This is a genomic window from Flavobacterium sp. (genome assembly GCF_036782315.1).
Lineage (GTDB): Bacteria > Bacteroidota > Bacteroidia > Flavobacteriales > Flavobacteriaceae > Flavobacterium.
Map to the genome: position 1 here is coordinate 372,872 of NZ_DAIPZK010000002.1, position 24,054 is coordinate 396,925.

Below are 24,054 nucleotides of genomic sequence, written 5' to 3' on the forward strand. Positions count from 1 at the left end.
CATTACTATTAATTGGACAAATATACTATTTTATTATAGGATAACAAGTTTCTCGTATTTTTCTGCCGACTTACCTGTTGTAGTTGATCTAACTTTTAGCTTATAGACATAGACTCCTTTACCAATCTTATCTCCAAAATCATCTCTACCATCCCATGTTATATCTCTGCATAAAAAACCATCAGTTGTAACTTGTTGATTTATGGTTTTTACTAGTTTTCCAGAAACTGTCAAAATTTGGACTTGAACATCTAAAGGCTCAAAAGGCATATTGTGATTGAACCAAAATTCGGTGTAACTTACAAATGGATTAGGATAATTCAGAACTCTCTCTATTCGCAATCCATCATCTGAACAAACGGCATTAAATTGAATTTCGGCAGTTACTAAATTATTATATACATCCCAAGCTTTAAAAAGAATTGTATGAAGCCCGGGAGACAGATTACGAAATGGAAATCTTACTTTTCCTCTTGTATAGTCGTCATTTTCTGTTTCATAATACTCGTTTAAAATATACGGATTAGTTTCATCTCCATCTAAAATTGCTACAATATCATGTCCAATTCCACTTGCCGTATTGATTCCGTTCTCATCATTTAAAATTGCTAATAAGTAAGGTGAACAGTTTGTAATCCCTCCTGATGTAAATCCTTCATCATTCATATACAACCGAACTGTTGGCGGATTAGTATCACTAGGAGCATTTACGTTAACCCCACCTATTTGGATTGCTCTACTAAATCCTGTTTGATTATCTAAATTTGGCGTATTACGTTTTGAATAAAAACTTATTTTACCATTTCCAACTGGAACTCTAATATCTTGAGGAACAACAAAGCTAAATTCAAACTGACCATTAATCACAGATGCATTTCCTCTAAAAACTGTTTCTCCTAACGTTACAAAATTCATTGTTATAAGTCCATTTGAATCTGTTACACCATCGTTACCCAAGGTTCTTCTATTGATATCTTTATCAAAAATTTGAACTGCTAAATCACCATTATAATTTGAAATTATAGCATCATTTTCATCCCAAACCTCTCCTGAAATTTTAACCAGACTTAATGCTTGCATTACTGGCAATGATTGATTTACTGGAACATCATTCACTTTTGTTAAAACAACTTTAGGACGTGGTATAGCCAATTTAAGCGCAGGATCCCCAATAAAAGAAACTACTCTCCTGTTATCTGAAGATGTTGCTACTTTTGTTAAACGCAAAGCTTCTGCAATACTTGGATACTCATTTAAACCGTAAGCATATAAATCTTGGCTAAATCTGTAGTTCATTGTTGTTCCGGTTGTAACACCAATTTGTCTTGTTGTTGCAATTAAAGCAATAGCTCCTCCATTTTTATTCCAATACATATATTCGCCACCCGTAAAACGGTTTGGATCATCAAAACGTGTAAACTCACAAGTTATTGTGATAAATAGTGGAAATCTGTAACGATTGCTTAAATTTTGAGCATCTAACTTTTCAAAAAGCCTTTCTCTTGCTAAAAACTCCTCATTACCATGTCCAAAATAATTAAATACTAATGCGCCTTGTTCTAAAGCATCAAGAAAATCTCTTTTCGCCTCTGGATAACGTTCACCCCCTGCTGCCACTTGCTGAATGTAAGCATCAGTATGAATTTTTTTCACATTTACAAATGGTCGCTGATTAACTAAAATATCAGCCATCGAATTCAAATCAAATTGAAGTTGGGCGTCTGTATTGTTATCAGCATCATCAGAATAAATAACATAATTATTTCGCCATCTTCCATATGATTTTTCATCATGATATTCAATTACTTTATCTACCATTTCTTTGGCTTGCCCGATTGTTGAAACTAACATTCTACCCACTGCAACATCAATTCCATCAAAACTAGTAGTCATTTGTCCTTCTCCGCTATCCATTAAACCAAAAAAGTCATCTGACATAAATGACGAATACAGTGACATATTCGAAATATTATTAACATCAGAAGCTAAAGGATTAAACCCATGAAAAATAGGAACTATGTTTGTATTGTTAAATACTCTGTTTTTGTAGTCATAAGAAGCATCACCAAAAAGATTAACATATTTCACTCTTTTATCAGGAGCAGAAGCGTTCCAATACACGTATTTAATTAAATTTCGAATAGCAGCCACATCTTGCTTTCCTGAGGAGAATTCTTGGTAAATTTTATCTAACGTAACAACTCGAACACTCAAACCGGAATTATTTCTGTGAAAATCAGCTAAACGTTCAGCCTGAGTTAATAAAAACTGAGGTGTAATTATTAAATAATCAATGTCTTGAAAATTTCCTTGATTGTTGTTAAAGATAGTTCCTTTAATATTTTGATTTTGAACCGCACTATTTCCTTCTCTCAAAGGAACAAACGTATCAGCCAAATCAAGAGCTACATATTTTTTTTGAGTTCCTAAACTGACTTTAAATGAAAAAGTAGCTCCTGATGTATTGTCATATTTGAGAACATTAGATAAATCTGTTACATCCCAAACCTGAGAAATATTTGATGCCGTGGTTATAGAATACTGTCCTATTCCAACATTCGTTAATTGTTCATTATTAAAAAATGAAAACTGTTTGCCATAACCAATCAAATTTCGTTTGGAAGAAATTCTAATAAAATCTAAATACCCATTTGAACTTGGTACCCCACCATTGTTATATGTTAGTTTAACACTTAGTGCGTTTGAAGAAAGAGAAACATTTCTGTTAATTGCAGATTCATAACCTTCAACACCACTAAAAGCAACTAATGCTGGAAAATTTATAGTTCCTACATCTTGATTATTTACCTTACAAACAAATGATGAATTTCCAAAAGATTTAGATGCAGTATTAATGTAAACATTAACTGGAACAGAAGTATCTAAATTAGGAATAGTAAAATCGAAAGTTTGTTCATTGGTCACATTAAATTGCTCACCAAACCATCGTCTACCTACTTTTCCAACATTTACTAAATCTTTTTCATAATACATAACATCTTCAAACTTAGAAAAATTAAAAGTTGGAGTACCCGATGGCTCTGACGCAGACTGAATTCGTTTCCCTGCTCCACCAGAAGATGTAACATAATAATAAGACTTATCTGCAAATAAATTTACACTTGTTAAACTTTCAGCATTCCAAGTGTCAACACCTTCTGCATAAAATAAGATATAATCGTTATTGTCAAAAACTCCATCTTCTTCACCTGTAAATTGAATAGCATTTTCAACCAAATCATCCGAATAAGGTAATGAGTTATTTAAAGGCAACATTCTTCCTCCATTACCATAAATTTTAATATTTCTCGGATCAACATTAACGTTTAAGCCCAAACTTTGCAGGAAAGATTTAGAAATTTTATAAATTCCAGATTTTTCCACATAAAAACGATACCAATTTCCAGTTGCCAAAACAGAATTAGAAATCGATTGAACTACATTTGGATTTTGAAATCGGTTGGTTTGATTATTTTGAAAAGAATAATTAAATGAAACTACTTTTTTATAAACATTACCTTCTTTAACTATAGGACTTACAATTAAAATTCCTTTATATTCATCTCGCGCACGAACAACTTCTAAAGATGACTGAAACTTATTTGGAATTAAAGACTTATTCAAATCATATAGTTCTGATTCTGAAATATTCTGGTACAAAATATTAGAAACGATAAGACTAGAAGGATTTGTATTAGGAGTAACGGCAACTAATTTTCTATACTGAATTTTCTTCAGAGGAATATCAATATTATAGAACTCTAAATCAAATTGTGGTACTTTAATTGTGTTTTCACCAATATTATAATCCACATTTGAATTCCAATTAATTGAAACTTTCTCCGTTTCTTGCGCAATGGCAAACTTAAAACAAAATAAAAGTAAAAATAAGGTAGTCTTTTTCATTAGCTATAAAACGTAGTTAAGTCCTATATATTACAAAGAGAAAAAAAATATTTATTTTATTCTAATTTTTTACAATAAAACTTACTTCAAAACGTTGTAAGAGAAAGGATTTTAACACAACGTTAATTTTTTTTTACAAATTTTTAAAAACATGTTGCATTTTAATTCATAATTATTATCTTGCGACACTAAATTTATTACCTACTAAAGTATGAAAATTAAGAAAATTATGGCATTAAAAGTGTTAGTAGTATTAGCACTGGCATTAGGTTTTACTGGATGTAGCAAAAAAGGAAGCACAAAAGGTGGTTCTACAGCTACAGGATGGAAAATCAATGACAAAAAAGGTGGATTCCAGTTTAACGACAAGTTTAAACAGCAAGAAACACCTCCAGGGATGATTTCTATCGAAGGTGGTACTTTTACTATGGGTAAAGTACAGGATGATGTTATGCATGATTGGAACAACTCTCCAAGTCAACAACACGTGCAGTCTTTCTTTATGGATGAAACTGAGGTTACAAATAAAATGTATTCAGAATATTTATTTTGGGTAAAAACAGTTTTTCCTCCAACTGAAGAAAATTATAAGCACATATATAATGGTGCAATTCCAGACACTTTAGTTTGGAGAAATCGTTTAGGTTATAACGAAACAATGACTAACAACTACTTAAGACATCCTGCTTATGCAGATTATCCTGTAGTTGGAGTTAACTGGATTCAAGCTGTTGAATTCAGTAAATGGAGAACTGACCGTGTAAATGAAAACATTTTAGAACGTGAAGGTTACCTTAAGAAAGATAACAAAATTAAATTAGGATCTGACGTAACTGCTGAAAACTCATTTAGTACAGAAACTTATATCAATACTCCATCTAAAACTTTTGGTGGTAATGAAGAAGTTGTATTGAAAAAAGAAATGGGTAAAGGAAGAAGACAAGCAGCTGATACAGCTAAAAACGTATATGCTCAAAGAAGTTCTGGTTTAATCTTACCAGAATACAGACTTCCAACAGAAGCTGAATGGGAATATGCTGCAACTGCTTTAGTTGGAAACAGAGAATACAACATTTACAAAGGACAAAAGAAATACCCTTGGAGTGGTCAATATACTCGTTCTTCAAAAAGACAATACAGAGGAGACCAATTAGCTAACTTCAAACAAGGTAAAGGAGACTACGGAGGAATTGCAGGATGGTCTGATGATGGAGCTGATATTACTAATAAAGTAAAAAGTTATGCGCCAAATGATTTCGGATTATACGATATGGCAGGTAACGTAGCAGAATGGGTACAAGACGTTTATAGACCAATGGTTGATGATGAAGCAAATGACTTCAACTACTTCAGAGGTAACGTTTATACAAAAAACAAAATTGGTGAAGATGGAGTTGTTGAATTAGTAACTTCTGACAACATTAAATATGATACTTTAAGCAATGGTAGAATTATGGCTAGAAATTTCCCTGGTCAAATTGCTCAAGTTCCAGTTGACGAAAATGAAACATATTTAAGAACTCAATTCTCAACTTCTGACAACAGAAATTATAGAGATGGTGACAGACAATCAACTCGTTTTTACAAATTTGGAGGTTCTGAGGAAGGAAATGCAGATGAAAAAAGAATGTACGAATCACCTAAGCATTCAATAACTGCTGATAGCTTAGGAAAAATGAACAAAAAATTTGACACTTCTGACAAGAGAACAACATTAGTAGATGATAATGTTAGAGTTTACAAAGGAGGTTCATGGAGAGATAGAGCTTATTGGTTAGACCCGGCATCTAGAAGATTCTTCCCTCAAGATATGGCTACTGACTACATTGGATTCAGATGTGCAATGTCTAAAGTAGGACCTAAGTCTAATAAAAAGACTCCTAGAGGAAATCCTAAAAAATAATTTTCATACAAAATACTTAAAAAAGCCCTTTCGATTGAAAGGGCTTTTTTTTATCTTCGTTTCCACTTAAAAAATCACTTATATGACATCAATAGCTCAATTGCATTCTCTGTTTTTAAAATGCTCAGGTGTTTCAACAGATACCCGAAAAATTGAAACCAACTGTTTGTTTGTAGCACTGAAAGGAGAAAATTTTGACGCCAATACTTTTACAAAAGAAGCTTTAGTGAAGGGAGCAAAATATGTTGTTATTGATAACCCAGACTTTTACATTGACGATAGAACCCTTTTAGTTAAAGATTCACTCATTGCTTTACAAGAATTAGCGAAATTTCATAGAGCTTATTTAGGATTACCAATTATTGCGTTAACAGGAAGTAATGGAAAAACAACAACAAAAGAATTAATTCATGCTGTTCTTTCAAAAAAATATAACACACTAGCAACAATTGGCAATTTAAATAACCACATTGGGGTTCCACTAACTATTTTACGATTTACAAATGAAACAGAAATTGGAATTGTAGAAATGGGTGCCAATCATCAAAAAGAAATTGAATTCTTATGTCAAATTGCACTTCCCGACTATGGTTATATTACAAATTTTGGCAAAGCACACTTGGAAGGATTTGGCGGAGTTGAAGGAGTTATTAAAGGGAAAAGCGAAATGTATGACTACTTAAGAAATAACAAAAAAACTGTTTTTGTAAATCTAGATGATGATATTCAACGTGAGAAATCATCTTCTATTAATCATTATAGTTTTGCTTTAAACAATCTACATGCTGATGTAAAAATTTCAAAAATCGAAGCTAATCCCATGGTTACGATTACGTTTAATAATCAAATCATACGCTCGCATTTAATAGGAATTTACAATGCCAACAATATCAACGCCGCAATTACTATTGGTCATTATTTTAAAATTTCGGATGATTTAATTAAAGAAGCCATTGAAAACTACATACCAGAAAACAATCGTTCACAATTGATACAAAAGAATGGGAATGAGATAATACTCGATGCTTATAATGCTAATCCTAGTAGTATGACAGCTGCTATTGGGAATTTTATTCAACTGGAAAACAAAAATAAAATTGCCATTCTGGGTGACATGTTTGAATTGGGCGAAGAAAGCTTACTTGAGCATAAAAAAATCATTGAATTACTAGAAAACGAAACTAAAATAATTACTTATTTCATAGGGAAAGACTTCTTTAAAAATCAGATTCAAGCTTCACATTTAAACTTCTTTGAAAGCTTTGAGACTTTTTCAGATTATTTAAAATTAAATCTTCCTAACAATAGCTTAATTTTAATAAAAGGGTCTAGAGGAATGGCGTTAGAAAGAACATTAACACTTATATAAACAAAAAAAGAGCTACTAATTAGTAGCTCTTTACTTTTAAAAAAAAGATTTAGTAATTAGAAGAAATTATTTTTTTAATTATTGTTTCTTTATTGGTTACTAATTTCAAAATAAACAATTCACCTCTTCCATGATTAAAATTGATATCGATTCTCATTTCTTTACCAAAATATGCATTAGTATCTTTAAATTCATAAACTAAAGCACCTTTAACATCAAAAATTTGAATTTCCACATTAGTATCGTAGTCAAACATATAATTCAATCCGATAAAATCTTTAAATGGATTGGGATAATTTGTAATAGTAGCTGTTGTTACTTCTTTTAGCTCTACTCCTTTTCCCGCTACATCTACTGGAATTCCTACTTGAACTCTACATTTGTCAAATCCTCTATTAATTGCATCTACAGCAGCATTTACATTTGAATGTGAAAGTCCAGAAATATTTTCACCTCCAAGTGCTTTATTAGCTAGAATAAACAAATTACCAACATTAGCACCTCCATTTAATCCTAAATAATCTATTACACTTTGTGGTATGTTGAAAACTTGTATAGTCTCCATATTAGGAATATTAGAACCACATTCAACTGTTGCAGCTGTTGCAAAACTTGAATCAAGACCGAAAGAAGCTAACGAAGGATCTATCTGCATATTGAAGAACAATGTCATGGTTTGACTAAGTAAATTATTATTAATGGCACCTTTTTTAGAACCCGAAGCTGTTAAAGGATCATTATCAGACCAAGTTGAAAATTGTTGATAGGTTGCAAAACCTATTAATCCTCTTGGAGTTCCTCCACCGGGTAACATTTTATAAATATTATTATCTTTAGCTTTAACAGCACCCGTTACATCAGATAGTTTTAATTGGAAATAATTCCCTGTACTTGTGCTACCAAAGTTATACAAACCACCCACTTGATTTAGAGCATTAATCATCATTACTTGAGAATTAACGACTCCATCATTTGGCGTACAGCCTACACCGTTGTAATTACCATAGAATCCTTGAGTATAAGTACAATGACCATCATCACAAGGAATGGTTAAAATTGTAATTTCACAAGTTGTTGAACAACCATTTTCATCAGTTATCGTTACAGAATGCAAGCCTCCGCTTAATCCTGAAGCTGTAGCTGTAGTTTCATTGTTATCCCACAAATAGGTGTATTCTCCTGTACCTCCAGTAACATTAACAGTTGCAGATCCATTTAATCCACCTGCACATTGTTCATCACTATTTTTTTCTATCGAACAGTTCAATGCATCAGGCTCACTTATTAGTATAGGCTCATTATTATTACAAGGGTCTCCATTTGAAGCATCTGTAACAGAATAACTATAAGAACCCGCAGGTAAATTATCAAACACCACATTAATAGCTCCAGTATTTAATGGACCCGCTAAACGGTATGGATCAGCGTCTGGAGCTTTATACAAAATAACATTATAAGGAGGAGTACCACCTTGTGCAACAACTGTGATACTTCCTGTACTAGCACCATTACATAAAACAGGCGTCATAGTATTTTCACAACCTATAGTACAATTATAAGACAAGGCAAATGTAGCGGAACAAGAAGAAACACATCCGTTTGCGTTTCGAACTGTCCAAGTTACTTGCACAGATGTTTCGATAACACCTGGAACCCCCAATATAGGATTTAAAGGCGCATTACCAGCAGGTGGTTGTGCATTATCAGGCTCATAATTATACGCAATATCAATTATTTCAAAATCTGGATTTAAAGTTGCAAAAGAGCCAAACCAAGCATTGAAACTTGAATTAGTTGTAGATTGAGCAGAACTTGCTGCTACACCGCATTGCACCAAATTATCCATAGCATTATTAGGACATATTATTGCGGGAAGAGCATTAACCGTTAAAATTCCTGAATCTTCTCCACTACATGCAGTATTATTATTATCATCAATTACCACTACTTTGTAAACGCCTCCATTATCACTAATAGTTAGAGCTGGAGTAGTATAACTATTACTAGTTGCTCCAGTTATCAAATCATTGTTTAAATACCATTGATAAGAATATCCCGAAACTAATGCAGTAGTAAAAGTCGCTGTAGCTCCTACACAAGCTTCTTCATCATCAACTGAAGGAGTTGGATTATCAATTACCATTAAATTAACCGTACAAGGATTATCTGTGGGAACACCATTTTTATCAGATACTATTACAGAATATGTTCCAGCTATACCTACGGTTATTGAAGCAGTTGTAGCTGAAAATCCATTAGGCCCTGACCAAACAAAAGTATATGGCGCACCTCCAGAGCCACCAATTCCTGATGCTGTAAAAGTCGCTGTACTACCAGCACAAATTTGTGTAGATGAAGATAAAATTGAGCATGTTGGTGGAACAATTACTGAACTTGAAGCCATTTGTTGATCCTGACTTCCTAAAGTTACACAATTATTAAGTGGCGAACACACATTTTGAATGTGAAAGTGGTAAGGAGAACCACTAATTGTTGAAGCACCATTTCCTGTACCCCATCCTTCACATGAAACCGTAAGTTCAGCAGCTATATGACATCCTAAAACCAACAGAGTTTTGGTTGATGTTGGAGTAAATGTCACCGTACAATAAGTCTGTTGCGTACTACTAGCATCTTCATTTCCCCATATATAAGTAATGTTAGAAACGGTTCCATTATAAATCCAAATAGAATTTTTGTCAGGAAAAGCAGCATCAGCATTCTGCTGACATGCCATTTTTAGAGCAGTTTCATTATAATAACCTGCAGGTACACCCCCTGTATTACTTGCATTAGGTATAGGAAATACAAACGTTGATTTTATTGGATTATAACCCGTTAGTCCATCTAAAGGGCTAACAATTTCTTCAATTCTATTGGGTCCAGTAAAGAAATCAAAGGCATGCTGACCATTACTACCCTGAGTAATGTTAATATTAAATGTAACTGATGCGGGTTGACCTGCTGTTAGACCATCTAACTCAATTCGAGTTGGGATGGATTGACCTTCAGTAAAATGCGAATTACTTCCTTGAGCATTTCCATTTGCCCAAATAACTGGACTTGCTGGTGCGGAGGCGGGTCCATTTTTCCCCCATTGAGAATTATTTGTGTTAGATTGACCAAAAGAAGAAATCTGACTAAATGCTAACAATAAAAATGCAAAATAAAAGATTCCATTTTTATTGTTTGCTGCTACATTGAATTTAGATTCTTGAGAACAAGAAGCAAAGTACCCATCTAATAACACCCTTTTTAAATGCTGAGTATAGCTAATAAAAAATCGGGTATTTTCACGATAAAATAAGATAATTTTTTTCATAATAATACGGTTTTTAATACCATATCATTAGTAAGTCGAGATAGAAAGAGCTTTGAAAAATTGTTGAAAATTTTCAATCATAAATTGAAATTTTAAAAAATTAAATTCAAAAAAGTAGAAAAGATAATTATTAATTGATTTTTGTAGGGGGAAACTCTTGCATATTGCAATACAATTAATCAATTGAACCGTCAATCAAATTTATTTGAGGATACAAATTAAGTATTACATACATCTTGTAAATCATTTTAACTTAAAAGATTCCTCAATTAATTTTATTGAAACAAATTTAGCTTTATTTTGATAAAAATTTTAAAAAAATTGAACTGTTTTTCAAACTTTAACTTTTTAACAAACGATTAACAATCAATGATTTACATTTAAAAAAATATAAAAAAGACAAACACTTTTGTAAAGAAAATAACTTCATAGATGTAATAATAAAAAATCCGTTCATCTACATTTTTATTTTAAAATTAAAACGCAAAAAACTCATTTTTTTATTTCCCTCTTTTTTTTATAGTTTGTGAGAAATACTTTTCCTACGAAAAATAAAAATTTAAAAACACTGATTATCAAATAGTTATTTATTTTCTTAAAGAATCGCTGTAAAATTTTAGCTTATATCTTACAAACAATGCAAAAACAGTGTATTTCATCGATTTTATTGTTAATTTCGTCGATTAAATATTTTTAAATACTTAGTTTTGAGCCAGTTAACAAAATGAAAATGACGATGAAAAAATTAATCTCTACTCCTCTACTTTTAGTAACAATTACTTTTGGATTTGCACAAAGCAAAAATGATTTATGGAAAAAAAGTAACCTAAAAGAAAATTTTGAAAGAACAAATCCTTCTTTCAACTTACCTAAAAAAAATGTGTTTGAATTAAATGTAAATACAATGAAAAATATGCTAGCAAAATCTCCTAAAAAAGAGATTTTCGAAACTTCATCTAGCATAATTATTACATTACCAAATGAAGATGGTAAAATGGAAGGATTTAAAGTATATGAAAACTCTATAATGGATCCAAAATTAGCCGCTAAATATCCAGAAATAAAATCATACGTAGCAGTTGGTATAGAAAACCCATATGCAAGAGCTTATTTCAGTTTTTCTCCTTTAGGTTTTAAATCGATGACATTGTATCCAGATAAATCTGCCGTTTTTATTGAACCAATATCAAATCAATCTAACATATATACTGTTTATAAAAAATCAGACAAAGAAGAAAATTTAGAGAAATTTGAATGTAATTTTATCGATAAGGCTGTTATTACTTTTGGTCCAACTACAAATACAACTTTAAGAGGTGCAGATGATGGCAAATTAAGAACTTTTCGATTAGCTTTATCATGTACAGGTGAATATGCTGCTTATTTTGGTGGTACTAAAGCTGGAGCTTTAGCAGCAATGAATAACACTATGACTAGAATCAATGGAATTTTTGAGAAAGATTTTGGAGTCAAATTAATACTTATAGCTAATAATGATGCTGTTATTTATACAAATGCTTCAACTGATCCTTTTTCGGATATGACTAATTATCCAAATTGGACTCTTGAAAATCAATCAAATTTAACAGCAGTAATTGGTGAAGCAAATTATGATATTGGGCACTTATTAGGAGTTGGTGTAACCAATAGTGGCGATGCTGGATGCAGAGGTTGTATTTGCAATGATAACTCAAAAGGAAGGGCCTATACAAGTGCATCTTCAAGCAATTATCAAGGAGATACTTTTGATCTTGATTATGTGGCTCATGAAATGGGACATCAATTAGGAGCAAATCATACTTTTACTCACGCTAATGAAGGAACAATTTCACAATTAGAACCTGGGAGTGGTTCAACTATAATGAGTTATTCTGGACGTACTAGTAAAGATATTGAATTTGATTCTGATGCATACTTCCATGCTATTAGTATCCAACAAATTACCGATAATATCAAAACCAAAACATGTCCTATTTTAATTTCAACTGGCAATTCAGTTCCTGTAGTAAATGCTGGAAAGGACTTTACCATCCCTAAAGGAACCCCTTTTATGTTAACTGGATCGGCTACCGATGGTAATACTTCAGATGTATTAACCTATTGCTGGGAAGAAATGGATTTAGGAACTTCAACTACTTCTGTACCAAATTCAACAGCAACATCAGGGCCTCTTTTTAGATCTTTTTCTCCATCAATTTCACCTGTAAGATATTTTCCTTCTATGAATTCTATTTTAACAGGAGCAACGACTACAGCAGGTAGAGAAATTATCTCAGAAGCATTACCAAGTGTTTCAAGAACTCTAAATTTTAGATTAACAGTAAGAGATAACAGAATTGGTGGTGGAGCAAATAATACAGATGATATGATTGTAACCGTAGATGGAGCTTGTGGCCCATTTACTGTTGACACTCAAAACACAGCTACATCTTACGCAGTAGGAAGTACACAAGTTGTAAATTGGAGTGTAGCTGGTACAAATGCAAATAGTGTAAATTGTGCTAATGTAGATATCTTATTATCTACCGATGGAGGAAAAACATTTCCTATTGTTTTACTTTCAGGAACTCCTAACGATGGCTCACAAAATATTACAATACCAAATATCCCAGGAACAACCAACAGAATTATGGTAAAAGGAAGTAATCACATCTTTTTTGACGTTAACAATGTGAACTTTACCATTACAGGATTAATAACAGCTGATACATCGGCTCCAACTACTTCAATACTTTCTGTTTCAGGAACTACTACTTCAAGCACTAATTTATCTTGGACTTTAGCTACAGATAATATAGGAGTTACGGGTTATGAAGTATATCAAAATGGAATTTTAAGAACAACGACTACCACTACATCTATAGTTGTAAATGGTTTATCGGCATCAACAACTTATAATTTTTATATAAAAGCAAAAGATGCTGCTGGAAACACTTCAAATTCAAGTAATATTGTAAGTACAACGACTCTTGCCTTAGCTGATACATCGGCTCCAACTGCTTCAATACTTTCTGTTTCAGGAACTACTACTTCAAGTACTAATTTATCTTGGACTTCAGCTACAGACAATATAGGAGTAACAGGTTATGAAGTATATCAAAATGGAATTTTAAGAACAACGACTACCACTACATCTATAGTTGTAAATGGTTTATCGGCATCAACAACTTATAATTTCTATATAAAAGCAAAAGATGCTGCCGGAAATACTTCAAATTCAAGTAATATTGTAAGTACAACAACATTAGCAATTACTTTAGCTGCAACTACAGAATATTGTAATTCTATGGGTGCTACAACGAAAGAATATATAAATAAAGTTCAAGTGGGCACAATTAACAATACCTCTGGAAACAACAATGGATATGGAAATTACACTGCGCTTTCAACAAACTTATCAACAGGCACATCAACCACACTTACAATTACACCTGCTTGGATTGGAACTTCAAGAGCCGAATCATATAATGTTTGGATTGATTTTAATAAAAATGGAACTTTTGAATCAACAGAATTAGTATTTACAAAATCGAAAGCGAAAACTGCCACTGTAAGTGGAATTATAGAAATTCCTTCAACTGCACTAACAGGTACAACTAGAATGAGAATTTCAATGAAATACAATGCCTTTCCAACAGCGTGTGAAATATTTTCTGCTGGAGAAGTTGAAGATTACACTATTAACATTACCTCATTAATTGCAAAAGATAATAATGATTTTACAACTAATGTAGAAAACAACCCAAAACCTGAAGTCACAAAGCTTGATTTTAAACTATATCCAAATCCAGTTAAAAATGACATAGTCTACTTGACAGAAATAGAAAACACTTCTTCATATAGAATTTACAACCAAATGGGACAACAAATAGCAAACGGATATATCGAAAACAACTCCGTTAATGTAGGAACATTAATGCCGGCTATTTACATTATTGAAATCACAAATGGAAATTCAGTAGGCACAAAACGTTTCATCAAAGAATAAAAAATCCCCACTACATCTTAATTAAATTTAGATAAGCTGTTCTCATGAACAGCTTATTTTTTTATAAATGAAATAAAAAAATCCTACATTACTGTAGGATTTGAATATGTGGGCAATAAGGGATTCGAACCCCTGACCCCCTCGGTGTAAACGAGGTGCTCTGAACCAGCTGAGCTAATTGCCCCAATAAAGCGCTTTACTATTACCGTATTGCGAGTGCAAATATACACTGAATATTTATAATTGCAAGTATTTTTTTAAAAAAATTACACAATTTCTGCCACTACAAAAGTACTTCCGCCAATGTAAATAAAGTCCAATTCTTTAGCTGATTGCATAGCCATTTCGTAAGCTTCTGATACCGAATCAAATGCTTTTCCAATTAATCCAAAATCATTAGCTCTCTCTTTCAAAATTTCTGCATTTAATCCGCGAGGAACATTAGGTTTACAAAAATAATATTTCGCTTTTTTTGGAAATAAAGGCAAAATCGAATCTAAATCTTTATCATTTACCACACCTAAAACTATATGAAGTGCATCAAAATGATGTTTTTGAATTTGATTCAATACTATTTTCAATCCGTGACTGTTATGGGCTGTATCACAAACCGTAAAAGGTTTATGTTTTAAAATTTGCCATCTACCTAGCAATCCTGTATTCTGAATTACGTTTTTAAATCCTAATTCAATGTGCATTTCATCAATCTTAAATTCAGATTGTAGTAATTTGATGGTTTGTAACACTGTTTTTTTATTGTGAACTTGATAATCACCTAACAAAGCACATTCATATGTAACTTCAGGATTGTCTTGAGCAAAATAAATAGGTGCCTGTTCAATATTCGCTTTAGCACTAAAAATAGGTTTTGTTTCTTCTAAATATTCACCTATGACTACTGGAATATTCGATTTGATAATTCCGGCTTTTTCACTAGCAATTTTAGACAAAGTATCTCCTAAGAATTGCGTATGATCAAAACCAATGTTGGTAATTACTGAAACTAAAGGCATAATTACATTGGTAGAATCTAATCTTCCACCCATCCCAACTTCAATTACTGCTACATCAACCTGCGCTTTGGCAAAATAATCAAAGGCTAAACCAACCGTCATTTCAAAAAAACTTAACTGATTGGCCTCAAAAAAAGGTTTGTTTTGTGCTATAAAATCAACAACAAAATCTTCCGAAATCATTTCGCCATTGATTCTAATTCGTTCTCGAAAATCTTTTAAATGAGGCGAAGTATAAAGTCCAACCTTATATCCTGCTTCTTGAAGTATTGAAGCAATCATTGACGATGTAGAACCTTTCCCATTCGTTCCAGCTACATGAATAGATTTAAACTTTGTTTCGGGATGATTGAGATGTGACACTAGTAAATGAGTGTTAGTCAAATCTTTTTTATACGCCGATGCACCTTGCATTTGAAACATAGGTAACCGACTAAACATCCAATCTGTAGTTTCTTTATAATTCATTTTACTATTTGAAACGAATGGCTCGGGCATTCTTGTAATCCCTATTCCCGCTATTCATTACAATCAATGCTAGCGCATTGGATTTTCATTACTATCGGGGTTAAAAAGCAAACTTTTAGTATTCTTGATTATTCTCCCACTTGAAAATTCACTACCACAAAACCTATTTGTGTTTCGGGAGCATTAGCATCGGGTTGCCATTTGAAAGTTTTTGCTGTTTCCAATGCTGGATTTACTAAACACGGATTAGTATTAGTAGTTCCTTGAGTACGTTCTGCTTTTATTACATTTCCTTGACGGTTTACCCAAATTTTAACTACCACTTTACCCGATTCATTACAATCTTGAATTTTTTTACTATTCCCTGCTAATTTTCTTCCAGCTAATCCCCAACCGGTGCCTTTCCCAGTTCCTATTCCATCACCAGAACCGCTTCCGTAAAAACTATTAGCATATAAACTTCCATTAGGATTACCTTTATCGCCTCCATCAGCATCATCTCCATGCCCTGACTGAGAAGTTCCCTCTTGTTTTGGACCTTTCAAAATACTATTTAAAGCACTGTTAGTAGGTTGCGTAGGCTTAGTCTCAGTTGGTTTTGTAACGGGTTTTATTTCTGCAGGCTTAACTACTGGTTTTTTCACCTCTTTTTTTGGCAAAGTAACCGGTGCTTCTTCATCTTGTGTTAACACATCATCTTCCACTGCAGGTACAGGTTTAGACTGTGCTTGGTCTGGCGACGTTTTTACTTGCTCTGTTGGTTGAATTTCTCCACTTCCAGTATCACTTGTTCCAAAATTAACAGCAATCCCGTTTTCAGGTGGCGGATCCATATAGGTTAAACCAAAAATAGTGAACAACAGAAAAAGGATCACAAAAATAACCGATGTTATTGTGAATGATTTTTTTTCTTCTGGAGTTTCTAAAAATTTCATTTTGTAATTATTTAGGATTAACCGCAATAACCATTTTTATTTGATTTCGATAGGCAATTTCCATAACTTTAACTACTTTTTCATGAGGAACTGATTTCTCAGCTCGCAACACAATTGCTTTATTATCAGAAGTTGCCATTAAAGCTAACAATTGCTTTTCTAAATCATTTTCATTGACTTTATCTTTATCGATAAAAAAGTTCAAATCTTTATCAATACTAACAGAAGTACTCTTATTACTATCTGTTTTACCTTTCGCTTTTGGCAGTACTAAATCCAATGCATTAGTAGTAACCATAGTAGAAGTTAGCATGAAAAAGATAAGTAACAAGAATACAATATCCGTCATTGAGGACATATTGAATTCTGTAGAAACTTTATTTCTTGTTTTTCCTAACTTCATTATACTGGCTCATTTAATAAATCTAAGAAATCAACTGCATTAGCTTCCATTTGGTTTACCACTTTATTTGTTTTAACAACCAAGTGATTATATCCAACATAAGCAATAATACCAACAACTAACCCTACCACTGTGGTAGTCATAGCAGTGTAAATTCCTTCAGCTAAAGCACCAACTTCAATTTGACCTCCACCACTAGCCATTTTATGAAAAGCAAGAATCATACCAAGAACCGTTCCAAGGAAACCTACCATAGGGCCAGCTCCAGAAATGGTAGCTAACATACTTGTGTTTTTCTCTAATTTATACAATTCTAAATTCCCTGCATTTTCAATTGCAGTATTAATATCTTCTAAAGGTTTACCAATGCGTGAAATTCCTTTTTCGATTAAGCGAGCCACAGGAGAATTAGTTTGTGCACATAACATTTTGGCTGCATCAATCTTACCTGACATAATATTCATCTTAATATTATTCATAAAACTAGCATCTATTTTAGACGCTTTATTGATTGCCATTAATCTTTCAAAATACAAAAAAAGGGCAAAAAACAGCAACATAAACAAAACAATCATGATGATTTGTCCACCAATTCCTCCACTGGTTAATAAACTCCATATAGATAACGTTTGCTCGGTTGGTTGGGCTTCGGTTGCTACTTGATTGGCAACAGCTAAACTATCGGCTTGAAGAAATAAACTCATAAACTATTATTTTGTATTAAAACGTATATAAATTTTAAATATTGCTTAATGTGCATTTAATAAAAAATCTCTTAAAATAATGAAGATTGCACTTCCTGACAAGAAACCAATTAGAGCCAATCCACCTATTTTTTTTAGATACCAAAAGAAATCAATTTTTTCCATACCCATTGCAACTACTCCAGCTGCAGAACCAATTACTAATATACTTCCCCCTGTACCAGCTGAGTAGGCAATAAAATGCCATTCTGGAGCATCTAATGCCATTGAAAACATTCCAATACTTGCTGCCACTAAAGGCACATTATCAATAACTGCTGAACCCGCTCCTAGCAACAATACTACTAAATCTGAAAGTGTGGTTGAACCATGTTCTGTTCCTAAAAATGGAACTCCTTTTTCTAAAACACCTGCAAATTCGTATAACATCCCTAAGGACTCTAAAGCTGCTACTGCCATTAAAATCCCTAAGAAAAATAAAATACTAGGCATTTCAATTTTAGATAACGATTTATGAACAGGGCTATGTTGTGGTTCATTAACCCCATGTCCTGACGTTGCTTCTGCTATTGTAAATTGCTGGTTACTCAAAAACTCTGCAACAGCAGAAACTATTGCCAATGAAAGCATCATACCAACATAAGGAGGTAAATGTGTTAGAGTTTTGAATATAGGAACAAATAAAATTCCGCCTAAACCTAAATAAAACATAGTTGCTCCATGTTTCGATTTTAGAGGTTCAGCACTTATTTCACTATCTATGTAACCTTTAAAAATTTTCATTCTTGAAGCTATTAAGGCAGGAATTGCATAACAAGCAATAGATGGCAATAAAACATGCTCTATCAAAGATGCTGGCGTAACCTTGTTTGCTATCCAAAGCATTGTTGTGGTTACGTCACCTATTGGAGACCATGCCCCACCAGCATTTGCAGCAATAACTATTAATCCAGCAAACCAAAGACGAATTTCTTTATCCTTGATAATTTTTTGTAAAATCGTAATTAGAACAATCGTAGCTGTTAAGTTATCAATAATTGCAGATAAAACAAAAGCCAATGTGGTAAATAGCCACAATAGTTTAATTTTACTCTTTGTTTTAATGAATGTTTTAATTGTTGAAAAACCATCAAAATAATCAATAATTTCCACAATTGTCATAGCTCCCATTAAGAAAAACAAAATTTCAGCTGTTTTCCCTAAGTGGTGTAACAAAACACCTTCCACATGATGACTTTCTTTTCCTATTCCTGGAATAATTTCAAAAACCTCCATGTGATTAACCGCAATTAGCGCCCACAATATTGCCATCATTCCTAATGCAGGAATTAACTTATCAACTTTGACACTATGTTCAAATGCAATCCCTAAATATCCTAAGATAAAGATTGCAATAATTACTATTTCCATTTATATAATTTTAAACAAGTTGTTTTAGAGCAATTTCAAAAGCAGTAGCACTAATATTCTTTTTATCAGCATTTAAATCATGTGCTTTTTGAATTGCATTTTTAATGATATTTGAAGTATCAGAGAAAATTGCCTCATCTGTCATTTGTACTTTTTTCTCCATGAAATAAGCAAAAACACGAGCCATTCCGCAATTAGCAATGAAATCTGGAATTAAGCTTACTCTTTTATCCGTTTCTTCCATAATAGGTCCAAAGAAAATTTCTTTATCCGCAAACGGAACATTAGCACCACTAGAAATTACTTCTAAACCTGAAGCTATCATGTTATCTACTTGCTCTTTAGTTACCAATCTTGAAGCAGCACACGGAGCAAAAACTTGAGCTCCTATTGACCAAATTCTCTCATTGATTTCAGCAAAAGGAATCATATTATCCGCTACTAATTTATTTCCATCTTTTTTAAGGAATAAATCTCTAATTTCTTCAAATGAGAATCCGTTTTCGTTAATAACTCCACCATCTCTATCGATAATTCCTATAACTTTTGCACCCATTTGCGCTAAATAAAAAGCAGCAGCCGAACCTACGTTTCCAAAACCTTGAACGATGGCTTTCTTCCCTTTAACATCACCTCCATAAATAGAATAATAATGACGAACCGCTTCCGCAACTCCGTATCCAGTAATCATATCAGCTACTGTATATTTTCTATTTACATCTGGAGAAAAATTTGGATTTTCAATTACTTTAATAACTCCTTGACGTAATTGACCAATTCTATTGATCTTATCAGCCTCTGTTGGTTTAAAGTGACCATTGAAAACTCCTTCTTGTGGATGCCAAACACCACAATCTTCTGTCATTGGGATAACTTCGTGAATTTCATCTACATTTAAATCACCACCAGTTCCGTAGTAATTTTTCAATAATGGAGAAACCGCTTTATACCATCTTTCTAAAACGCCTTTTTTTCTTGGATCATTTGGGTCAAAGTTAATTCCCGATTTAGCACCACCAATTGCTGGTCCTGAAACTGAAAACTTAACTTCCATAGTTTTTGCTAAAGAAAGCACTTCATTCATGTCTAAACCCTTACGCATACGAGTTCCTCCGCCAGCAGCACCACCTCTTAATGAGTTGATTACTGTCCATCCTTCTGCTTCTGTTTCAGGGTCTTTCCAATTAAATACTATTTCTGGTTCTTTGTTTTCAAATTTCTTTAATAAATCTTTCATTGTGTTGGTTAAATTTTCTGTTTTACAAATATACATAATCTGTTGAAGCACTAAAGCCTAAACGCTATTTTTTAGTTTTTTATAACATTTAATAAAATATGACTCCTGATGAGTGATTTTTATTAGCCCCTGTTACTGAGGCTAATACATTAATTTCATTTCGTATTTTTAAAACACCTAACAATCCAAAAATTAAAGCTTCCTTAAATTGAATCGTTTTATCTTCTGGAATTACAATTTCTGTTGTAGGTAAATAATTACGTAATCTATCAATCAAATAGCAATTATAAGCTCCTCCGCCAGTAATAAATAATTTTGCATTGGGTTTAGAACAAATACTTGCAATTTGAATGGCAATATGCTCTACAAAAGTGCAAAGTTTATCTTTTACATCAATTGAATACGAGTTAATCAAAGGAAAAATTTCCGCATTTACGAATTCCATTCCCAATGATTTTGGATATGACAAAGCATAGAATTGCAAATCATTCAATTTATGTAATAATTCTTGATTGACATTCCCTGATTTCGCAATTTTTCCACCATCGTCATAAGGAAATCCCAATGCATTGGCATAGAAATTTAGAACGGTATTCACAGGTGAAATATCAAATGCAATTCGATTTCCATTCTCATTAAATGATACGTTAGAAAATCCGCCTAAATTCAGGCAGTAATCATATTCTGAAAAAAGCAATTCATCTCCTATAGGTACCAATGGAGCACCTTGACCACCTAATTGCACATCTTGTACTCTAAAATCGCAAACAATTGTTTGTTTCACCAAATCGCGAATTATGGGAAGATTCCCAATTTGAAGCGTAAATCCGTTCTGAGGTTGGTGTAAAATAGTATGACCATGACTACAGACAGCATCGATTTCAGTAAGATTATGTTTGGAAATAAAATCAGAAATTATTGAAGCTAATAGTTTTGTGTATGAAATATTTAATTTTTCTAATTCTGATGTACTAAAATGAATCGCACTTTTCAATTTGTTGAGCCATTCTTCAGAATAAGAAACAGTTTCAGATTGCAAAATTTTAAATGCCCAACCATCTGAATTATTGAATTTTATGAAAGCCAAATCAACTCCATCTAACGATGTGCCCGACATAACTCCGATAACGTTGTAGTTTTCTTTAAACATGGGTTAAAATTACAAATTGTTATTGAAAATTTGGTAATTAATCTTTACATTTGGTTCCTGAAATTACAAAATAATCAAACATTACATCTAAATAATATGGATTTTAAATTAACCGAAGAGCATTTAATGATTCAGCAAGCTGCTAGAGATTTTGCTCAAACAGAATTATTACCTGGAGTTATTGAAAGAGACGAACATTCTATCTTCCCTACAGAGCAAGTTAAGAAAATGGCTGAGCTAGGTTTCATGGGAATGATGGTTGATCCAAAATATGGAGGAGCAGGATTAGATAGTTTATCTTATGTTTTAGCAATGGAAGAAATTGCAAAAGTGGATGCTTCTGCGGCAGTTATCATGTCGGTAAACAACTCATTAGTATGTGCTGGTTTAGAAAAATATGGTTCAGAGGAACAAAAAATAAAATACTTAACTCCACTTGCTAAAGGAGAAAAAATCGGAGCTTTCTGTTTATCAGAACCTGAAGCAGGTTCAGATGCTACTTCACAAAGAACAACTGCTATCGATATGGGCGACCATTATTTAGTTAACGGAACAAAAAACTGGATTACGAATGGTGGAACCGCTTCTACTTATTTAGTAATTGCTCAAACAGATGCTTCTAAGGGCCACAAAGGAATCAACGTTCTTATAGTGGAAAAAGGAATGCCAGGTTTTGAAGTTGGACCAAAAGAAAAGAAAATGGGAATCCGTGGTTCTGATACTCATACTTTATTATTTAACGATGTAAAAGTTCCAAAAGAAAACAGAATTGGTGCTGACGGATTTGGTTTTGCTTTCGCAATGTCAACATTAAACGGAGGAAGAATCGGAATTGCATCTCAAGCATTAGGTATAGCGCAAGGTGCTTATGAATTAGCATTAAAATATTCTCAAGAGCGTGTAGCTTTTGGAAAACCAATTTTCAATCATCAAGCAATTGCTTTCAAATTAGCGGATATGCATGTTAAAATTACATGTGCTAGATTGTTAATTCACAAAGCTGCAACTGAAAAAGATAACGGTGAAGACATTGCACATTCTGGTGCTATGGCTAAATTATATGCTTCAGAAATTGCTTTAGAAGTAGCTAATGAAGCGGTACAAATTCACGGCGGAAATGGTTACGTAAGCGAATATCACGTAGAACGAATGATGCGTGATGCTAAAATCACTCAGATTTATGAAGGAACTTCAGAAATCCAAAGAATTGTTATTTCAAGAGGTTTAGTAAAATAATCTAAATAAATAATTTACAGAAGGAGTTCAACCATTAAGTTGAACTCCTTTTTTTATTACCTTTAAAATAAAAATGCTATTTGAAAATTGGAAAGAAAATCTAGAACCATTAATTAACAAATATAAAGGAAGAAAGCATCCTCTAAACTATAATAATACCTATCAATTATTGATAATGGTAATTTTATCTGCTCAAGATTCTGATGCGAATATCAATAATATTGCAATTCCGCTTTTTGAAAAATATCCTAATCTGGAAAGTGTTTCAAATTCAAGTATTGACGAAATTACTCCATATCTTATAAAAGTTAGAAATTATCAAACAAAGACAAATTGGATATTTGATTTAGCTCAATTATTAAAAACTAATAGCAATATTCCAACAAACTTAACGGATTTAATCGCTTTAAAAGGTATTGGAAGAAAATCTGCTAATGTAATATTAAGAGAAATGAATCAAAAAACAGAAGGAATAATAGTGGATTTACATGTTATCAGAGTTGCACCAAGAATTGGTTTAACACCCAAATATGAAGATGGAAATAGAATTGAAAAGCAATTAATGCAACAACTTCCTTATGAAATTTGGAATGAAATAGGTATGGCATTATCATTTTTAGGTAGATAAATTTGCAGACCAACAAATCCAAAATGCAAAGATTGTCCGATAAATATACATTGTAACTATTTTAGAAATTTAAACCAATAAAAAACCACCTTAATAAGGTGATTCATATTTAGAGTCTCATCGGGACGATATATTGGTAACAAAAAACCCCTCATCGTTAGATGAAGGGTTTTCAAAAGACTCGAGGACTATGTCCGACTGAGCAAAGCTAAAGGCGGCGACATACTCTCCCACATAACTGCAGTACCATCTGCGTAGTCGTCCCGAAGCTTCGGGATTAACTTCTCTGTTCGATACCTTTAATTCATTTTTTCTAAAAATTACACATAACAAAAAACCCCTCATCGTTAGATGAAGGGTTTTCAAAAGACTCGAGGACTAT

At 32.7% G+C, this 24,054-nt stretch carries 14 protein-coding genes and 1 tRNA gene; 5 read left to right on the forward strand and 10 right to left on the reverse strand.

What is annotated here, in order from left to right; genetic code table 11:
• Positions 1 to 33: 33 nt before the first annotated feature.
• Positions 34 to 3,906 (reverse strand): type IX secretion system sortase PorU, encoded by a 3,873-nt coding sequence (gene porU, locus V7P59_RS03640; protein WP_333808808.1) that lies wholly within the window; start codon positions 3,904 to 3,906, stop codon positions 34 to 36.
• A gap of 211 nt (positions 3,907 to 4,117) precedes the next feature.
• On the opposite strand from porU, the gene gldJ reads away from it, so the two are divergent.
• On the forward strand, positions 4,118 to 5,809 hold the full coding sequence (gldJ, locus tag V7P59_RS03645; RefSeq protein WP_333808809.1) for a gliding motility lipoprotein GldJ: 1,692 nt from the start codon (positions 4,118 to 4,120) through the stop codon (positions 5,807 to 5,809).
• An 82-nt stretch (positions 5,810 to 5,891) separates the two neighbouring features.
• Positions 5,892 to 7,178 carry a UDP-N-acetylmuramoyl-tripeptide--D-alanyl-D-alanine ligase gene (locus V7P59_RS03650; RefSeq protein ID WP_333808810.1) on the forward strand — a complete coding sequence of 429 codons (1,287 nt, stop codon included), beginning with the start codon at positions 5,892 to 5,894 and terminating at the stop codon, positions 7,176 to 7,178.
• Between the two features lie 49 nt (positions 7,179 to 7,227).
• Here the strand turns inward: V7P59_RS03650 and V7P59_RS03655 are convergent, their stop codons facing one another.
• Entirely contained in the window at positions 7,228 to 10,500 is a 3,273-nt protein-coding gene (locus V7P59_RS03655; RefSeq protein WP_333808811.1) for a T9SS type A sorting domain-containing protein, read from the reverse strand.
• Between the two features lie 736 nt (positions 10,501 to 11,236).
• Between V7P59_RS03655 and V7P59_RS03660 the strand changes: the two genes are divergently transcribed.
• Positions 11,237 to 14,488: a reprolysin-like metallopeptidase gene (locus tag V7P59_RS03660; RefSeq protein ID WP_333808812.1), complete on the forward strand. Its 3,252-nt coding sequence runs from the start codon at positions 11,237 to 11,239 to the stop codon at positions 14,486 to 14,488.
• A gap of 109 nt (positions 14,489 to 14,597) precedes the next feature.
• Here V7P59_RS03660 and V7P59_RS03665 read toward each other — a convergent pair.
• The 8 genes from V7P59_RS03665 to V7P59_RS03700 all read right to left on the reverse strand — a co-directional run bounded on the left by V7P59_RS03665 (position 14,598) and on the right by V7P59_RS03700 (position 21,808).
• A tRNA-Val gene (locus V7P59_RS03665) sits at positions 14,598 to 14,672 on the reverse strand.
• An 82-nt stretch (positions 14,673 to 14,754) separates the two neighbouring features.
• On the reverse strand, positions 14,755 to 15,969 hold the full coding sequence (locus V7P59_RS03670) for a bifunctional folylpolyglutamate synthase/dihydrofolate synthase (protein ID WP_333808813.1): 1,215 nt from the start codon (positions 15,967 to 15,969) through the stop codon (positions 14,755 to 14,757).
• 128 nt (positions 15,970 to 16,097) lie between these two features.
• Positions 16,098 to 16,904: an energy transducer TonB gene (locus V7P59_RS03675; protein WP_333808814.1), complete on the reverse strand. Its 807-nt coding sequence runs from the start codon at positions 16,902 to 16,904 to the stop codon at positions 16,098 to 16,100.
• A 7-nt stretch (positions 16,905 to 16,911) separates the two neighbouring features.
• Positions 16,912 to 17,307, reverse strand: a complete 396-nt coding sequence (locus V7P59_RS03680) for an ExbD/TolR family protein (RefSeq protein WP_333808815.1) — start codon at positions 17,305 to 17,307, stop codon at positions 16,912 to 16,914.
• Positions 17,307 to 18,011 carry a MotA/TolQ/ExbB proton channel family protein gene (locus V7P59_RS03685; RefSeq protein WP_333808816.1) on the reverse strand — a complete coding sequence of 235 codons (705 nt, stop codon included), beginning with the start codon at positions 18,009 to 18,011 and terminating at the stop codon, positions 17,307 to 17,309. Before V7P59_RS03685 ends, V7P59_RS03680 begins: the two co-directional genes overlap by 1 nt.
• Before the next feature lie 45 nt (positions 18,012 to 18,056).
• On the reverse strand, positions 18,057 to 19,421 hold the full coding sequence (nhaD, locus tag V7P59_RS03690) for a sodium:proton antiporter NhaD (protein ID WP_333808817.1): 1,365 nt from the start codon (positions 19,419 to 19,421) through the stop codon (positions 18,057 to 18,059).
• A gap of 10 nt (positions 19,422 to 19,431) precedes the next feature.
• Positions 19,432 to 20,658 (reverse strand): Glu/Leu/Phe/Val dehydrogenase dimerization domain-containing protein, encoded by a 1,227-nt coding sequence (locus V7P59_RS03695; RefSeq protein ID WP_333808818.1) that lies wholly within the window; start codon positions 20,656 to 20,658, stop codon positions 19,432 to 19,434.
• Positions 20,659 to 20,746: 88 nt separating this feature from the next.
• Positions 20,747 to 21,808 (reverse strand): anhydro-N-acetylmuramic acid kinase, encoded by a 1,062-nt coding sequence (locus V7P59_RS03700; RefSeq protein ID WP_333808819.1) that lies wholly within the window; start codon positions 21,806 to 21,808, stop codon positions 20,747 to 20,749.
• 96 nt (positions 21,809 to 21,904) lie between these two features.
• On the opposite strand from V7P59_RS03700, the gene V7P59_RS03705 reads away from it, so the two are divergent.
• On the forward strand, positions 21,905 to 23,044 hold the full coding sequence (locus V7P59_RS03705) for an acyl-CoA dehydrogenase (RefSeq protein WP_333808820.1): 1,140 nt from the start codon (positions 21,905 to 21,907) through the stop codon (positions 23,042 to 23,044).
• A gap of 73 nt (positions 23,045 to 23,117) precedes the next feature.
• The gene (locus tag V7P59_RS03710; RefSeq protein WP_333808821.1) at positions 23,118 to 23,672 is read left to right on the forward strand and encodes an endonuclease III domain-containing protein; all 555 of its coding nucleotides are present in this window, start codon (positions 23,118 to 23,120) and stop codon (positions 23,670 to 23,672) included.
• The last annotated feature ends 382 nt before the right edge of the window (positions 23,673 to 24,054 follow it).

Bases quoted from the DNA above. Each gene is read 5' to 3' on its own strand.
- porU (WP_333808808.1), bottom strand. From the start codon at position 3,906: ATGAAAAAGACTACCTTATTTTTACTTTTATTTTGTTTTAAGTTTGCC.
- gldJ (WP_333808809.1), top strand. From the start codon at position 4,118: ATGAAAATTAAGAAAATTATGGCATTAAAAGTGTTAGTAGTATTAGCA.
- V7P59_RS03650 (WP_333808810.1), top strand. From the start codon at position 5,892: ATGACATCAATAGCTCAATTGCATTCTCTGTTTTTAAAATGCTCAGGT.
- V7P59_RS03655 (WP_333808811.1), bottom strand. From the start codon at position 10,500: ATGAAAAAAATTATCTTATTTTATCGTGAAAATACCCGATTTTTTATT.
- V7P59_RS03660 (WP_333808812.1), top strand. From the start codon at position 11,237: ATGAAAAAATTAATCTCTACTCCTCTACTTTTAGTAACAATTACTTTT.
- V7P59_RS03670 (WP_333808813.1), bottom strand. From the start codon at position 15,969: ATGAATTATAAAGAAACTACAGATTGGATGTTTAGTCGGTTACCTATG.
- V7P59_RS03675 (WP_333808814.1), bottom strand. From the start codon at position 16,904: ATGAAATTTTTAGAAACTCCAGAAGAAAAAAAATCATTCACAATAACA.
- V7P59_RS03680 (WP_333808815.1), bottom strand. From the start codon at position 17,307: ATGAAGTTAGGAAAAACAAGAAATAAAGTTTCTACAGAATTCAATATG.
- V7P59_RS03685 (WP_333808816.1), bottom strand. From the start codon at position 18,011: ATGAGTTTATTTCTTCAAGCCGATAGTTTAGCTGTTGCCAATCAAGTA.
- nhaD (WP_333808817.1), bottom strand. From the start codon at position 19,421: ATGGAAATAGTAATTATTGCAATCTTTATCTTAGGATATTTAGGGATT.
- V7P59_RS03695 (WP_333808818.1), bottom strand. From the start codon at position 20,658: ATGAAAGATTTATTAAAGAAATTTGAAAACAAAGAACCAGAAATAGTA.
- V7P59_RS03700 (WP_333808819.1), bottom strand. From the start codon at position 21,808: ATGTTTAAAGAAAACTACAACGTTATCGGAGTTATGTCGGGCACATCG.
- V7P59_RS03705 (WP_333808820.1), top strand. From the start codon at position 21,905: ATGGATTTTAAATTAACCGAAGAGCATTTAATGATTCAGCAAGCTGCT.
- V7P59_RS03710 (WP_333808821.1), top strand. From the start codon at position 23,118: ATGCTATTTGAAAATTGGAAAGAAAATCTAGAACCATTAATTAACAAA.